We start from the raw sequence: 15,704 nt of genomic DNA, 5'->3' as shown, positions 1-15,704 counted from the left end.
CGGGAGCTTAACTTTATCTATTTTGGGTAAGTAGTATAGACAAGTTGTTCATTTTATTGAAGTGGATCCCTTCCCCTGCAGCGATGTTAAATTCTGAGGAGGCGAAGATACATGGGGCAAATGGTTAAGAACGAAGACATTATCTATGTGTACGATGAGGACGAGCTGATCATGGAGCTGACGGGAAAAGACATGAGGAAAATGATCCCGACCTGGTCCGGAACGCTGAGCATCGGCGACACGCTGATTGGCATTGGCAGAGAGATGAGTATAAAGGAACTGCAAATCGATTATCCCGGCCCGGCCGAAGCGGCAACGAAATACAAGGTGTATATCGAAGAGTATGCTAAGTGACGAATCGTTTCGGAGGTGGATCATTTGAAGTATGTAGTGACGTTTACGATGATAAGCGGCAGGCAGGAAGTGTTTGAGATCGAAAACGAGTCCTATCAAAATGTAGCTGAAGATATTATGAATCATGAGCAATGGTACGGGACTAATGGCAGACTCGTTAATAAGAACAACGTTGAAATTATTGAGATAAGAGAGACAAAGACATTTTTTGAGAAAAAAGCGGTTGCTCAAAGCCAAAATATTGCTGTGAATTGACGCACCTCTGGGTGCTTTTCTTGTTTCAAAAGGGGCTGAAAAAACACACATGAATCTGTAATAATTTGCTATAATAGGTATCGGACAAAAAAATTAAAGTGTTTACATCTGCGATGTTTGGAGGAATCTACGTGCCCGCTGCCGCAAATGCTGAAACCCCTTTGCCGGGAGACGCCATATTGCAAACCATAGGTGTCTTGCGTATATTTGGCAAAGGGAATCGTGCCGTTAAGGCGCTTGAGGATATCGATCTGGTTATCCCGGCAGGATCGATGGTTGCCCTGGTCGGGCGTTCCGGATCGGGAAAAACGACATTGCTCAATATTTTGAGCGCACTGGATGAACCAACGGAGGGACAAGTTTATTTTTGCGGGAAGGATTTGGCCGGGCTTTCGGGCTCGGAGCGAAGCGAGCTGCGCCGTAAACAGATCGGGCTCGTATTTCAGTCGTTTGGCTTGATAGGGCTCATGTCCGCTTACGAGAACGTTGAGTTCGGGCTGCGTATTGCGGGAATGCCGGTTAAAGGCAATCGTGAGGCGGCAGAACGGGCGCTGGAGAGGGTCGGCATGAAGGAACGGATGAAGCACCGTCCGACCGAACTATCGGGGGGAGAGCAGCAGCGCGTCGCAATCGCGCGGGCGATTGCCCATGAACCGGTACTTCTAATCGCCGACGAACCGACGGCGGAGCTCGACAGCAGAATGGGACTGCAGGTAATGAAGGTGTTCCGCGATCTTGTGAAACGTTTAGGAATGACAGTAGTGCTTACCACCCACGATCCAGGCATAATGGAGCTTGTCGATCATGTCATCGCATTGGAGGATGGTAGAATTGTGTCGAACTCGATTAAAGCATCGCCCCTGGTCTAATTTGAAAGCGGATTCATTGAAGTTTATGGCAGCCGCCGCTTTGTCGGCGGTTATACTGTCGGGGTGTGCCTTGCTTCCTGTGGAGGATGCGGTACTGGAACCGCCGCTCGTTCAACCGGCGCAGGAGACGTACGATCTTGCGGAGGTTAAATTGGGAAGCATTGCGACCAATCTGGCAGGGACCGCTAATTTTGTTGCGGCACGGTCGGAGTCTCTGTTCTTTACGGAGACCGGAGGGCGTGTGAAAGAGGTGCACGCAAGTCTGGGGCAGACGGTCAAAGCCGGCGACCTGCTCCTCGATCTTGATACCGGCGACCTGGAGACACAGGTGCAGATGCAGAGGCTGAGCCTGGAGCGGGCGCAGATCCTGTATGAGCAGGCAAGGCAGTCTGGCGCGGACCGAAGTGATATCAGGCTGCGCGAGATCGATGTGGAGCGCGAGCGGATCTCGTTGGAGGCGTTGCAATCCCGTCTGGATAAAGCAAAGCTGCTGTCGCCGATCGAAGGGCTTGTTACGTATATCGGTGAGATCAAAGCCGGCGATAACGTTAATGCTTATCAACCGCTCTTGTCCGTCGCTGATCCTTCACGCGTCCATCTGGCTTATTCCGCTATCAATACAAAGGATCTGGTGGAGGTCCAGGTCAATATGCCGGTTGCTATCAAATACAATGATGAGGAATACACCGGGAGGGTGCTGCAAACGCCATCCAGTGCTCCATTCACGACTGATTCGGCTGCAGCCGAACGCAACAGCAGGCTGCTGATCCTGGGGATCGAAGAGGGGCTTGAAACCGCAGAGATTGGAGACATCGCTAGCTTCACGATCCCGCTGCAGAAGCGCGAAGATGTGCTTGTGCTGCCTCGCGCCGGCGTCCGTTCGTATATGGGCCGTACCTATGTGCAGGTTATAGAGGGTGACCGCCGCAAGGAAATCGACGTTGAAGTCGGGCTCATGACGTCGACCGAAGTAGAGATTATCCGCGGTCTGGAAGAGGGACAGCAGGTCATTCTAAATAACTGATACTAACCCGAATATCGCTCGCTTTGAAGTATGAAAATGGGGTGAAAGCATGGCCTTATGGACAATGATCCTGCGGAAAATGGCCAACAACAAATGGCTGCAGCTGAATCTCTGGTTCGGTCTGGCGATCTGTGTTGCGTTATTCAGCTCCATGCCGCTGTACTCGCATGCCATCTTGCAGCGGACATTGCAAAAAGAGCTTCAGTTGATCCAACAGGATTTATCCGTCTATCCGGGGTATGTCCGGATTAGTACGTCCATTGCCTCCGATACAATGAATGAGGAGACGATTCAGGCCATCCAGCAGGCGGATCGCTATGTCGAGAATATCCCGAATCGGATGGGACTGGATGATTTGTCGAGCTACCGTATGCGCATTACCCAAAATCTAAAGGTATACGGCGCTGATGCCACGGAGCAGGAGATCAAAGCCCAAAATACATACGGCAACTTCAAGGCGGTTACAGACCTGGAACAAAGAGTCCGGCTAATTGACGGCCGCATGCCCAATCCTGACCGGAACGACGGGGTCTATGAAGCCTTGGTTACGCAAAAGTTTCTATTGAATATGAAAAGGGATATCGGCGATGAAATCATTGGCTTTGTAAACCAGACGAAGGAGCAGTTCAGGATCATCCCGGTTGGGGTTATCGATACAGCTCCGGAAGCGGACCGCTACTTGCCGTTTCTCGTAAATTCATCGGGCAATGGTTTCTTTATCCCGTTCTCGCAGTTTGAAGAGGAGTTTATTTTTGGCGGGAAAATAAAGGTATCGTCGCTCGATTGGCGCATAGCACTGGATTACAACCAATTGAAAGTGGATCATGTTGACCATTTTTCCGCTGTAGGCAACAGCGTACGCAGCTATTTTCAGTCGCGGCTCGGCATCTCCAGCGTCGATATCCCTTCGTTAGCTACTGTGGAGACTTATAAGGAGAAAAAGGAAAAGCTCGATGTCATGCTGCTCTCCCTCTACTCTCCGGTCATGCTTATGCTGGCCTTTTATTTGTACATGTCCGCCAATCTGATCATTGAACGGCAGAAAACGGATATATCCGTGCTTCGCAGCCGCGGTGCAAGCCGTTTGCAAATTATGCTCAGCTATACCGCGGAGAATCTGATATTGGGATTGACGGCGTTAGCCGTGGGACCGCTTCTTGGCGTGTGGTTCACGAAGCTGCTGGGTGCGTCGAACGGGTTCTTGGAATTCGTGCAGCGTGCGGCGCTGGATGTGACCTTGAACAGCAGCGCTTACAAGGTAGCGGCAGCTGCCGTCCTGTGCGCAATCCTGTTAATCCTCATCCCCGCATTTCTCGCGACGCGGGTGTCTATCGTTGGCCAAAAGCAGCAGATGAACCAACTGACGCGAATGTCCTTTTGGCATAAGACAGGACTGGACCTCATTCTTGTCGGTTTGGCGGTCTATTTACTGTACGGCTTCAACAAGCGGCAGGAGGACCTGCGCAAGCTGGCGCTCGATTCCGATGCGCTTCAGGTGGATCCTTTGCTGTTTCTTATGCCCGCTCTGTTCGCCTTGGGCAGCGGACTGCTCATTCTGCGGATCTATCCCTGGTTCATCCGTTTCGTGTATTGGATCGGACGCAAATGGTGGTCGCCGGCGATCTATCACACACTGATCCAGATTAGCCGTTCCTCCGGGCAATATTTGACGATCAAGGTATTCCTGATCATGACTGTTGCCACAGGGCTGTTCAGCGCAAACGCAGCGCGTACGATTAATGAGAATATGGAGAACAAGATCCGGTATGCCGTTGGCGCGGACATCGCTTTGTCGATCCTTTGGGAGAACGATGCCCCTCCGCCAATGGCTGGTCCATCCGGCCCTGTTGGCGGGGAAGGAGAGACAGACGTTTCAGCAGGCCCACCCAAGCGGGTCCAGTACACCGAGCCGCCATTTCTTCCCATGAAGGAGCTGGAGGGCGTTGAATCGGCTGCCCGGGTGTTCCGGAAGGACCAAATTTCATTCAGCTTGGAAAGAGGGGGCGACGGATCGGCGATGCTGTACGGCATCGATACGGTGGACTTCGGCCGGACGGCTTGGCTGCCGTCAGGGTTGCTCGATCATCATATCAACAGCTATCTGAACCTGATCGCCTCCGACCCAAAAGCGGTGTTGATATCAAGATCGCTGGCAGAAGCGAATGACGTGAAGCCTGGCGACCCCATACGTTTGAAATGGGAGGGATTGGATCAAGCGCTGTTTACGGTATACGGAATTATCGATTATTGGCCCGGCTGGAATCCGCTTCCGATATTAGGAAGCCCTGCTGCAGATGAGGGAGAAACCGCGGCCCGTCCGCATCTGGTCGTCGGCCACTTGGACACGATTCAGAATAATCTGGCTCTCGAGCCGTATGGCGTATGGCTAAAGCTGAAGGACGGAACAACCAGCGGCGATATTTATGAGGAGCTCTCGACCCGGAAGATTCCGGTGACGGGCATTCAGGATACGAGCCAGGAGCTTATCCGTTCCAATAACGATCCGTTCAGGCTTGCCATCAACGGGGTCATGACACTCGGATTCGTCATCTCCATGCTGATCAGCTTCTTCGGTTTCCTGATCTTCTGGCTGCTTACCCTATCCGGCCGCACGCTGCTGTACGGCGTGCTTCGTGCGATGGGGATTCCGTTCCGGCAAATCATCGGCATGCTGGTCAGTGAACAGCTCCTTACCTCCGGTGCAGCCGTTCTGATCGGCGTTGTCATCGGCAATACCATAAGCAAGCTGTTCGTTCCGCTCTTCGAAATGTCCTTTGCGACAAGAGAGCAGGTGCCGCCGTTCAAAATCGTCTATCAATTGAGCGATTATATCCAGCTTTACAGCATTGTCGCATTTATGCTTGCGGCAGGACTGTTGATTCTGGGCTACCGGTTGTCGCGGATTCGGATCAGCCAGGCGCTTAAGCTGGGAGAGGAGTAATCATGATACAAAGCGACGGTCTCGTCAAAATTTACAAAACGGCGGAGCTGGAAGTGGTGGCGCTGCAGGGACTCGATCTTCATGTCGAGGATGGGGAGCTGATGGCCATTATTGGAAATAGCGGCAGCGGAAAATCAACGCTCCTCAACATGCTTGGCGGCCTTGACCGGCCCTCGGCCGGCAAGCTGTTTGTAGACGGCAAGGATCTTCTCTCCTTTACCGAAAAGGATCTTGTCCGATATAAACGGGAAACAGTGGGCTTCGTCTGGCAAAACAATGCGCGCAATCTGATCCCTTACCTGACCGCGCTTGAGAACGTGGAGCTTCCGATCCTGCTGCGGGGGAAGCGCCGCCGTGACCGCGCCATGGAACTGCTGGAAGCGGTCGGACTCAGCCACCGCCTGAAAAACCGGCTCAATGAGCTGTCGGGCGGGGAACAGCAGCGGGTGGCGATAGCCATCGCACTTGCGAATGAGCCCAAGCTGCTGCTTGCCGACGAACCGACGGGGGCGCTCGATACGAAAACATCGAACCAGGTGCTCGATCTGTTCCGCACGCTTAATGGGCAGCTGGGTATCACGATCGTGATCGTCACACATGATCCTTTGATTGCCCGCAAGGTCGACCGGGTCGTTGCGATCCGTGACGGCAAGACGTCATCGGAGATGATTCGGCGGGTATCCTATGCGGAGGAGCTGGAGCAGTTGGAACGCGAGGGCGCCGCGGCGGAGGGGGAGAGCCATATCGAATACGCGGTGATCGACAAGGCTGGACGGCTCCAGATCCCCGCCGGTTATCTGGACGCCGAATCATTTAAAGACAGCAACAAAGTCCGGGTCGAGATGGAAGAGGGCAAGATCATTTTATATCCTCCGGAAAAGAAAACGAGCTAAGACACGTGAATAAGGGCCGGCAGGAAATGCAGGCCCTTGTTCAATACGTAGAACCGCTTACCCAAAAATTTGAGACAATATCAGAAAAATGGATCCTTACGCCACACAGTTTCAAACGCCCATAATAAAGTGATATGGACAAATTCAACTTCCTCCATTGATTGCGGTTACACCTTAACGGAAGTCATAGTCATGGAAAAACAAACTTACATAATAAAGGATGGCGGAGCGATATGAATAGAGTCAAAGTTGGCGTAATCGGATGCGGCATGATCAGCGGCATTTACCTGAAAAATTGCACGCAGGTTTTTAATCATATTTTGGAAGTCGCAGCAGTTGCCGACCTAGTCCCAGAGCTGGCAAGCAAACGAGCCGAAGAGTTCAATATTCCCGCAGCTTGCACGGTCGAAGAGCTGCTGGCCAATCCGGAGATCGAGATTGTGTTGAATCTTACAGCACCGATCGCACATGCGCCGATCAATTTGAAAGCGCTGCAGGCGGGCAAGCATGTCTATACAGAAAAGCCGTTCGCGTTGAATAGAAACGACGCTGAAGAAGTGCTGGCTCTCGCGGAATCCAAAGGACTATTGGTTGGCTGCGCACCCGATACCTTCCTCGGCGCAGGCCTCCAAACCTGCATCAAGCTGATCAAGGACGGATGGATCGGCACACCGTATGCAGCCAATGCGGTTATTATGATGGGCAATGCTTGGAGCGGAACCCATCCCAACTTCCAAAACTTCCTGAAGCTTGGCGGAGATCCGCTGATGGACATGGGGCCTTATTATTTAACGGCGCTTGTTGCCATGCTGGGGCCCGTACGCAGAGTGACCGGCTCCGCGCAGCGACTTCAAGAGAAAGTGACTGTCCAGAATCCTAGGTCCCCGCGTTTTGGTGATACGGTTCAAGTTGAGGCGCCTACCAATGTTTCGGCGACGCTGGATTTTCATAGCGGCGCCATTGCAAGCCTGCAGGCGGGGAAAGAAAGCTTCGGTTACAAGCCTAGGCTTGAAATATACGGAACCGAGGGCAATCTGTCGGTGCCTGACCCGAACTTTTTCGGCGGTCCTCTGTCCATTCCCGGTGTCGAAGGTGAGATAAAGATCCAGTTCCCGAATATGGAGATCAAATCCGTTCCTCTGACACACGGATATTGGGAAGACAGCAGAGGGATTGGACTTGCCGATATGGCATATGCGATCCGGTCCGGAAGGAAGAACCGTGCAAGTGGACGATTGGCCAGCCATGTGCTGGACATTTCACTGGGCATTTTCGAGTCGTCGGATTCGGACCGGCATGTGTACATCCAGTCGAAGGTCGAACGCCCTGCTCCACTGCCGCTCGGCTTGAAATACAATACGCTTGACCTGTAACGGATCAACAATAAAGCAGCAAGGGGATGAATCAACATTGAAGAAGTTTCCTGTGGGCGTACAGCCCTATACGATTCGAGATGCCATGGCAAAGAATTACGTAGGAGCAATAGAGAGAATCGCCGAGATTGGCTATAAGGGCATTGAGCTGGGACTTCCGCCGGAAGGCATAACGATAACACAGCAAAAAGCATTGGTAGACCGTTTGGGCCTCCAGGTCGTCGGCTGCCACGCAGGGTTCAACACCCTTGAATTTGATGTTGAATCGATTGCCGATTATCTTGAGGAAATAAACGGGGGCAAATATGTTGCCATCTCGATGCTCTTCGATTCCAAGGAAGACCTGCTGGAAAAAGCGAAAAAGATGAATGCCATCGGCGAGCAGTTCCGCAAGCGCGGCGTCACCTTCTTATACCATAACCATGATTGGGAGTTTGTGAAGTATGATGGCGAATACGCGCTCGACATTCTGCTTCGCGAGACGGATCCGGAGCTTGTTCAGACGGAATTGGATACCTACTGGATCAAAAAAGGCGGCGAGGATCCAGTGGCCTACCTCTCGAAGCTGAAGGGCCGCGCTCCGCTGCTTCATATCAAGGACGTGGAGGCGGGAGAGGAGCAATTCTTTGCGGAGGTCGGCGAAGGCATTCTTGACTTTAAGGCCATTGCAAAAACTGCGGAGGATATCGGCACGGAATGGCTGATCGTGGAACAGGACCAGAGCCGAAGAGATCCTTTTGAGAGCCTGAAGATCAGCTATGACAATCTTGTAAAACTGGGTCTGATCGAATCATAAGAACATTTTAATAGCTGCTCTACGAGCAGTAGGCTTTGGAAGGAGAGTGAGAGGTTTGGTGTTTCCGTTTCAAACGGCTTTGAATGCGTCAACTTTATTTCCCTTCAAATTAAATGTGCTTGAGCAGGTTCGTGAAGCCGCGGAAGCGGGTTATGACGGAATCGAGCTATGGGTTCGCGATATTGAAGATTATTTGGCAAATGGCGGCACGATAGCAGCATTGAGTGAATGCCTGGAGAAGTCGGGGATAACGCTTGTTGGCGCGATTGCTTTCTTCAAATGGGCGGATAAAAGCGCTGAGGCAAGAGAGCAGGGATTCGTGCAGGCTGAGAGGGAGATGAAGCTCCTTGCGGAATTGGGATGCCGCGCGATTGCGGCTCCCCCTTATGGCGATGTGGAACAGGTTACGCTTGCAGAGATGGCGGCTTACTTTGCGGAGCTGGCATCATTGGCGCGCGGCATCGGCATTGAACCCTACCTGGAGTTTTGGGGAAGGGCAAAGCAGCTTTTCCGGATTGACGATGCCGTCTTTGTCGCACAGAAAAGCGGTGTGAACGAAGCGAAGCTGCTGCTCGATCCGTTCCATATGTACACAGGCGGCAGCGATTTTGAAACATTGAAACAGTTAAAAGGTTCCCAAATTGGAATCTTTCATGTCAATGATTATCCTTCGAATCCGGGCAGGGAAACGATAACAGATGCGGATCGCGTTTTCCCGGGCGAGGGGATCGCTCCCAGCCGTGAGCTTGCAAGGATATTGCATGAAATCGGCTATCAAGGGTATTTGTCCCTTGAATTGTTCATCGATAATTATGATGGGCTAACCGCGCTTGAAGTCGCACAAAAAGGGTTGTATGCGATGAAAAATGCCTATCAAATTGAAGGATAATAGTGCGGTAAATATCGAGCCGTCCCAAAGGTTGCATGCCTTTTGGGCGGCTCGTTCTATCTCCCGCCCCACAAGATTGGCCTCAGCTTTTTCCGATTGTGGAACAGCTTCATTATATGAAAATGAAAGCGTTGACATTTGGATATGCTTCTTATATCCTTTTAATTGGAACGACGTTCCGATATTGCATCCATGTATAGCCACACCTTCATTTCCTAATCAGAGAAAGGAGTGAGTTGTGACTTTGGAAGGTAATGAGAGCCAGCTTCAAGTGAATTCCACCGTTGAACGAGCATTAATTCTGCTGGAGATGGTAGCAATACGTGGCGAAGGCGTATCACTTGCTGAATTAGTAAAGGAAGCGGATCTTCCGAAGACGACGGTCTTCAGGCTTTTGGAAACATTGAAATCCCGCGATTACGTACAATTCGATCCGAACACCGAGAAATATACAATTGGCCTCAAGTCGCTAGAGATCGGTGTTTTTGGACTGCACAAACTGCCGATCGTTGAAGTTGCCTCCAGATCCATGCGCGAATTGTCAGAGCTGACAGGTGAAACGTCTTTTCTTGCCACTTACAGCTCGGGAGAGACCGTCTATCTGAACAAGATTGAAGGCTCGCAATCCATCAGCATCAGGGCTGAATTAGGCATGAGAAGGCCTGTTCATTGCACAGCCGTTGGTAAAGCCATCCTATCCACTTTTTCCAAGGAAGAGGTTGATCGAATCTTGGAAGAAAAAGGGATGGCGAAATATACGGATCATACGATTGTAAACCCGGAGGAGTTCCATCTGGAGCTGGGACGTATCCGTAAAGCGGGATATGCAGTGGATAATGAGGAAATCGAGATGGGGCTAACCTGTTACGCAGTACCGATCTATAACTATACCGGACGATCGGTAGGCACGATAAGCCTGGGCGGACCTACGAAACGCATGGTAGATAACAAGGCCGAATTAACATGCAGGTTAAAGGAAGCCGCATTGCAAACCTCGCAAAGACTGGGGCTTGTTCCAGGCATCCGTTCCATTCTATAACCGTACACCATTAGAAATTGCACACTAGGAACCGGCAATTTCTATTTTTTATGCAGTTGTGATAACGCTTGCTTTTTCGACTGATTGCAGGAGTCTAATTTTATGTTCCAAGGAGGCTGCATACTATGGAAGAGACGAAGGCTGGACTGGGAGTCAGTATGAAACGAAAGGAGGATCCGAGATTTCTAACGGGTTATGGCCGGTATACAGATGATATTGAAATGAATGGCATGCTCCACTTGGCGATTCTGCGAAGCCCGCACGCTCATGCCCGTATCGTCAGCATTGACACCAGCAAAGCGAAGCAGCTGCCCGGCGTGGCGGCCATACTGACTGGGGAAGAATCGCTGAAATACACCGGCAAATTAGCGACGACGATTGATATTTTCAATAAGGTCCCTGAAGTTTACCCTATTGCCCATAAAAAGGTCCGTTTTGTTGGCGAGCCCGTAGTCATTGTTGCGGCAACCGACCGTTACATAGCAGAGGACGCTGTGGATCTGATCGAAATAGAGTACGACGTCCTCCCATCCGTAGTAACCATCGAAGATGCCGTAAAGCCGACTGCACTGCTCTATGAAGAGTGGGGCGATAATGTTCAGCAGGATTGGAAAAGCAATATAGGCGACGTCGAAGCCGCTTTTGCAAATTCAGCCCATATCTTTGAAGAGACAATCACCCACAGCCGTTATACCGGAACTCCGATCGAATCACGGGTATGTATTGCAGATTACAACCCCGGCTCCAAAAAGATGACCGTGACATGCTCCACACAAGCCCCTCATCAGATTCGCACATTAATTGCACAAACGCTGCAAATACCAGAGCATACCATTCGGGTAATCGCACCGGATATCGGAGGCGGATACGGAAGCAAGCTTCAGGCAGATGCCGAGGTCATTGCTTGCATCATGTCCCGCATGCTGGGCAGACCCGTAAAGTGGACGGAAGACCGGGTAGAGAATATGTTGTCCGGCATGCAGTCGCGCGACTATTCGTGCACGGTCAAAATCGGTCTGGATAAAGATTATATCATCACTGGCATGCAGGTTAAGCTGCTTGCAAACATAGGGATGGACGGAACCTGTCACGGTCCGGGAACGCCAGCTCTGCTGGTAGCGGGCGTGTATTTTCCGGGGGCCTACAAAATTCCGGTGTACGACGTGGAAGTGCTTGGTGTCGTGACAAACAAAGGTCCATATGGAGCCCATCGCGGTTATGGCAAGGACATCGCCAGCTATCCTGTGGAACGAATGATGGATATTATGGCCCAAAAGCTGGGCATTTCGCCAATCGAACTGCGTATGCGCAATTTCATAAAAAAAGATGAATACCCGTACCAAAATATCGCCGGCCCGATCTATGATAGCGGGGATTATGAGCAACTGATGAAAATCGCCCTGGAAAAGGCCGATTATGACCGGCTGAAAGAAAAGCAAATTGAACTGCGCAAGCAGGGCATCTACATGGGCGTTGGGATCTCAGCGATGCTGGAGCCTTCAGGGGCAGCAGTATTTAACGGAATCTTCAATGGTTTCCAGGCTGCTACGGTGCGTATGACGCCGGAAGGAGATTTTCAAATCCTGACCAGCCATCAAAATATCGGGCAGGGCGTGGAAACCACGCTGCCGCAGGTCGCGGCCAATGTGCTGGGTGTAGATATTCAAAATATTACTTATCTGTATGGAGATACCGATGTCACTCCGTATGGCTTGGGGCCATTTTCGTCAAGGGGAGCAACCTTTACCGTATCCGCCGTCCATGAGGCGACGAAATTGCTGAAGGAGAAACTACTCAAGATTGCCGGCCATTTGCTCAAAGTGGATCCAGGCGAGCTTGAAATGGTTAACGGTTCGATACGAAAAACGGGCAGTCTGTCACCCGAGGAATCAATCAGCCTCAAGGATCTTGGAAACCGTATCCATCTGTGGCCGGGGCCTTATGGCACACTTCCTGAAGGGCTGGATGTTAATTTGGAATGCACGTATACATGGACCAGTCCATCCGCAAGATGGGAACCGGACGAATACGGCCGCGTCAATCTGTATACAACGCATCCGACAGGCGTATTCATTGCAGTCGTTGAGGTGGATATCAAAACAGGTCAGGTGAGAATCGAAAAATTCGTATGCTCCCATGACTGTGGAACGATTATTAATCCGATGATCGTCGACGGCCAGATCGAGGGCGGGATTGCTCATGGCATCGGGGGCGCTTTAATGGAGAATTTGGAATATAACGAGAGCGGTTCGTTAGTCAATCTGGATTTCCAAAGCTACTTATGCCCGACTGCGATGGAGGTTCCGGTCATTGAATCCCATCATCTTCAAAGTCCGTCCCCCTTCACGCCGCTGGGTACAAAGGGAATGGGAGAAGGCGGGACCATTCCATCGCCGGCAGCAATAACGAATGCGCTTGAAGATGCTTTGGCGCCGTTCAATGTAAGAGTGAAAGATTTGCCGCTGACGCCTGAGCGGGTATTGGGGTGGATTAAACAAGGTGAAAGAGCTTATGCAAAGGTTTGATTGGCGAATATATCCTCTGATCGTAGGAGAAGCGGATGTACCTCAGGTATTGGATGCCTTCTGGTCGCTAACGCGCGAAAAGTCACTTGTAAGCGTCCCGATTATGGCATGGCTGCTGATGCCGATGTTTGAAGGCGAGCCCATATTAGTAGATACGGGGTTTCGTGATGCTGACCGCTGTATGAAAATCCAAGGACTCGGTCCGCATCGCATGAACCCGGAATGGACATTGGAGACGCAGCTATCCAAGCATGGACTGAAGCCGGAGGATATCAAAACGGTCATTTTAACCCATCTGCACTATGATCACGCTGGGGGATGTGCGCTGCTGTCGCATGCAAAATTCATTATTCAACGGACGGAACTGCAGGCGGCAGCTGCGCCAATGGTTTCGCCCCAGCTTGATTTTGGAGGAGGCGCCCTATTCTACGACCGCAAAGACATTGCTGACTTGATCGATCCGCTGTGGCCCAGGGTTCAATTGATAGAGGGAGATGAAGAGGTTGCGCCAGGTGTGACATGCGTTCTGTTTGCCAATACGCATACGCCTGGAAGCCAAGCCGTCTACGTTCAAACCTCGAGAGGCAACGCTGTTATTTTGGGTGATATTGCACGAAAAGTGGATTTAAACATCAACAAAGGGATTCCGCCAGGCCTGTTTTACGATTTGGAGGCGACGTATCGGGCGATGAAGCAAATCAAGAAGGATGCGGATTTTATTCTGCCTTCCCATGACTATGAGGAGGTAAGAAAATATTCAAAGGGATTGCCTTCGGAGGAATAACATGAAAATCAAGGGAATCGAACGCGTTGCGCTGCAGGTTCAAGACATCGAAGTGTCGGTTGAACGCTTTTCCCGGCTTCTGGGCACGAGTTTTCAGCGTCACGACTTACAGATAGGAGAAGCGGTGACAAAGCTGGCATTTAGTCCTCTAGGGATTGAACTGCTGGAGGATCCATCGAGCGAACAGGAATTCCTCCGCAGCTTCCATCTTCGGGTAGAGAATATCGATGAGGTTCGACGATCAGTCAAGGAGGCCGGCGGTCAGGTGCTTTCTCAAATTTGTGTAGGGTCAATGGAACATGTTATTACGCAGTTTGGAGCTTTCCGGATTGTCTTTGTATGTTACAGCGGCCAGGAAGCGCTTCAGGCTTTGGCCGGCTCGGACATCTAATATTTAGGAAGGACAGGTGAATAAGATGAAACCCGCACCTTTTGAATACGTGGCTGCACAAAGTGTTAACGATGCGATTAATGCGCTGCAGAAATACGGGCCCGATTCCCGTATTCTTGCCGGCGGACAGAGCCTCCTTCAAGAAATGAACATGCGCCAGGTTCGGCCTTCTTTTATTGTGGATATTAATGGGATTAAGGATTTGGACTACATTCGGCAATCCTCTGAGGGTCTAGCGATTGGAGCTTTGACGCGGCATCGGACAGTGGAGCGTTCAGAGCTGGTCAAGCAGCATTGCCCGATTTTACGGAATGCAGCCGAGAATATCGCGCATTTTCAGGTCCGCAATCGCGGAACGATCGGAGGGAGCCTTGTGCAGAACGCGCCAGGCGCGGAGTTTGGCGTAACGGCTCTATTACTGGATGCCCAGATGGTGGTCGTAGGGCCGCAGGGCGAGAGAATTGTACCGGCGTCAAGCTTTTTCGTCAGCCATTTCACCACTGTATTGAAACCCAATGAAATGCTGACTGAAATCCGGTTCCCTACGCTTACGAAAGATACGGGATATTCCTTTATAGAAGTAACGCGCCGCCATGGCCATATCCCGATCGTCTCGGTAGCGGCCATTCTAACCCTGGATCATAACGAAACAATTACGGATGTGAGGGTTGCACTCGGCAATGTGAGCCCTGAAGGCATTCCTTACCGTGCGAAAGCGGCTGAGCAGCTGCGCGGCTTGAAATTCAGCGATGAAGCATTGGAGAAGCTCGCTAAGGATATTAAGGATGAAGTGAATCCTGATGTTGAAGCGGATACCAATGCAGCTTTTGTCAAGCAATTTTCCAATATCAAGGGGCGCCGTGTATCGGAAATCGCAAGCAGCGAGTATAGGAAAGAGGCGGCAGGCAATTTGAGCAGCAAGGCAGTGAAGCACGCTTACGAACAAATCAAGGGAGGGATGTAAATGGCTGAAGCGATTGCAACTCAAAAGATAGCTGTCACGGTAAACGGCGTGAAATATGAACGGGAAGTGAATGTACGTACCCTGCTGGTGGACTTCGTTCGACGGGAACTGGGTTTTACAGGAACACATATCGGATGTGAACAAGGTGTTTGCGGGGCGTGCACCATCCTGCTGGATGGGGAAGCTGTACGATCCTGCTTAACATTGGCTGTCCAGGCCAACGGCAGAGCAATCTCTACTATAGAGGGAATGGGGTCTCCTGAAAAGCTTCATCCCATTCAACAGGCCTTCATGGAAAACCATGGTTTGCAGTGCGGATTCTGTACATCCGGATTTGTGATGACCGTCTCCGCATTTCTGAATGATAACCCTGACCCTACGGATTATGAGATTCGCGAAGCCCTTTCGGGCAATTTATGCCGATGCACAGGGTACCAGAACATCATCAAATCGGTGAAAGCCGCAGCAGACAAATTAAATCAAACCGAACCAGTGAGCTGACGCTGGCTAGGGTGGAGAGGCCTTTTTAAGGCCTCTCTTTTTAAAATGGCGTGCCCAGCTAAGCACGCATTCTCTAGCCGGTGAAAGTCCGGTCACAGGAGGGGCC

Annotated in this window: 15 protein-coding genes; all 15 read left to right on the top strand. The window is 51.1% G+C overall.

The annotated features are described in order from the left end of the window. The first annotated feature begins 111 nt into the window (after nucleotides 1-111). Nucleotides 112-354: a hypothetical protein gene (locus IEW11_RS06790; RefSeq protein ID WP_188530287.1), complete on the top strand. Its 243-nt coding sequence runs from the start codon at nucleotides 112-114 to the stop codon at nucleotides 352-354. 24 nt (nucleotides 355-378) lie between these two features. Further along, nucleotides 379-609, top strand: a complete 231-nt coding sequence (locus IEW11_RS06785) for a hypothetical protein (protein ID WP_188530285.1) — start codon at nucleotides 379-381, stop codon at nucleotides 607-609. A gap of 179 nt (nucleotides 610-788) precedes the next feature. Further along, the gene (locus IEW11_RS06780; protein WP_229724995.1) at nucleotides 789-1,478 is read left to right on the top strand and encodes an ABC transporter ATP-binding protein; all 690 of its coding nucleotides are present in this window, start codon (nucleotides 789-791) and stop codon (nucleotides 1,476-1,478) included. Next, complete coding sequence (locus IEW11_RS06775) at nucleotides 1,441-2,502, top strand: efflux RND transporter periplasmic adaptor subunit (protein ID WP_229724994.1); 1,062 nt, start codon at nucleotides 1,441-1,443, stop codon at nucleotides 2,500-2,502. The genes IEW11_RS06780 and IEW11_RS06775 overlap by 38 nt, the downstream gene beginning before the upstream one ends. 49 nt (nucleotides 2,503-2,551) lie before the next feature. Next, on the top strand, nucleotides 2,552-5,443 hold the full coding sequence (locus IEW11_RS06770) for an ABC transporter permease (RefSeq protein ID WP_188530281.1): 2,892 nt from the start codon (nucleotides 2,552-2,554) through the stop codon (nucleotides 5,441-5,443). Nucleotides 5,444-5,445: 2 nt separating this feature from the next. Continuing rightward, nucleotides 5,446-6,336, top strand: coding sequence for an ABC transporter ATP-binding protein (locus tag IEW11_RS06765; protein ID WP_188530279.1), 891 nt, complete (start codon nucleotides 5,446-5,448; stop codon nucleotides 6,334-6,336). A 233-nt stretch (nucleotides 6,337-6,569) separates the two neighbouring features. Continuing rightward, nucleotides 6,570-7,709, top strand: a complete 1,140-nt coding sequence (locus IEW11_RS06760; RefSeq protein WP_188530277.1) for a Gfo/Idh/MocA family protein — start codon at nucleotides 6,570-6,572, stop codon at nucleotides 7,707-7,709. 37 nt (nucleotides 7,710-7,746) lie between these two features. Further along, complete coding sequence (locus IEW11_RS06755; protein ID WP_188530275.1) at nucleotides 7,747-8,505, top strand: sugar phosphate isomerase/epimerase family protein; 759 nt, start codon at nucleotides 7,747-7,749, stop codon at nucleotides 8,503-8,505. Nucleotides 8,506-8,563: 58 nt separating this feature from the next. Further along, the gene (locus IEW11_RS06750) at nucleotides 8,564-9,394 is read left to right on the top strand and encodes a sugar phosphate isomerase/epimerase family protein (RefSeq protein ID WP_229725045.1); all 831 of its coding nucleotides are present in this window, start codon (nucleotides 8,564-8,566) and stop codon (nucleotides 9,392-9,394) included. Between the two features lie 238 nt (nucleotides 9,395-9,632). Next, nucleotides 9,633-10,433 carry an IclR family transcriptional regulator gene (locus IEW11_RS06745; protein ID WP_188530271.1) on the top strand — a complete coding sequence of 267 codons (801 nt, stop codon included), beginning with the start codon at nucleotides 9,633-9,635 and terminating at the stop codon, nucleotides 10,431-10,433. 125 nt (nucleotides 10,434-10,558) lie between these two features. Next, nucleotides 10,559-12,958, top strand: coding sequence for a xanthine dehydrogenase family protein molybdopterin-binding subunit (locus IEW11_RS06740; protein ID WP_188530269.1), 2,400 nt, complete (start codon nucleotides 10,559-10,561; stop codon nucleotides 12,956-12,958). Further along, entirely contained in the window at nucleotides 12,945-13,742 is a 798-nt protein-coding gene (locus tag IEW11_RS06735) for an N-acyl homoserine lactonase family protein (protein ID WP_188530267.1), read from the top strand. Before IEW11_RS06740 ends, IEW11_RS06735 begins: the two co-directional genes overlap by 14 nt. A 1-nt stretch (nucleotide 13,743) precedes the next feature. Then, entirely contained in the window at nucleotides 13,744-14,133 is a 390-nt protein-coding gene (locus IEW11_RS06730) for a VOC family protein (RefSeq protein ID WP_188530265.1), read from the top strand. 25 nt (nucleotides 14,134-14,158) lie between these two features. Next, the gene (locus IEW11_RS06725) at nucleotides 14,159-15,097 is read left to right on the top strand and encodes an FAD binding domain-containing protein (protein WP_229725044.1); all 939 of its coding nucleotides are present in this window, start codon (nucleotides 14,159-14,161) and stop codon (nucleotides 15,095-15,097) included. Then, nucleotides 15,098-15,598, top strand: coding sequence for a (2Fe-2S)-binding protein (locus tag IEW11_RS06720; protein ID WP_308422709.1), 501 nt, complete (start codon nucleotides 15,098-15,100; stop codon nucleotides 15,596-15,598). It abuts the gene before it with no gap. Nucleotides 15,599-15,704: the final 106 nt, after the last annotated feature.

The sequence above is a fragment of the Paenibacillus abyssi genome, assembly GCF_014640295.1.
GTDB classification, from domain to species: domain Bacteria; phylum Bacillota; class Bacilli; order Paenibacillales; family Paenibacillaceae; genus Paenibacillus_D; species Paenibacillus_D abyssi.
This window is presented reverse-complemented; position numbering and strand designations above follow the sequence as displayed.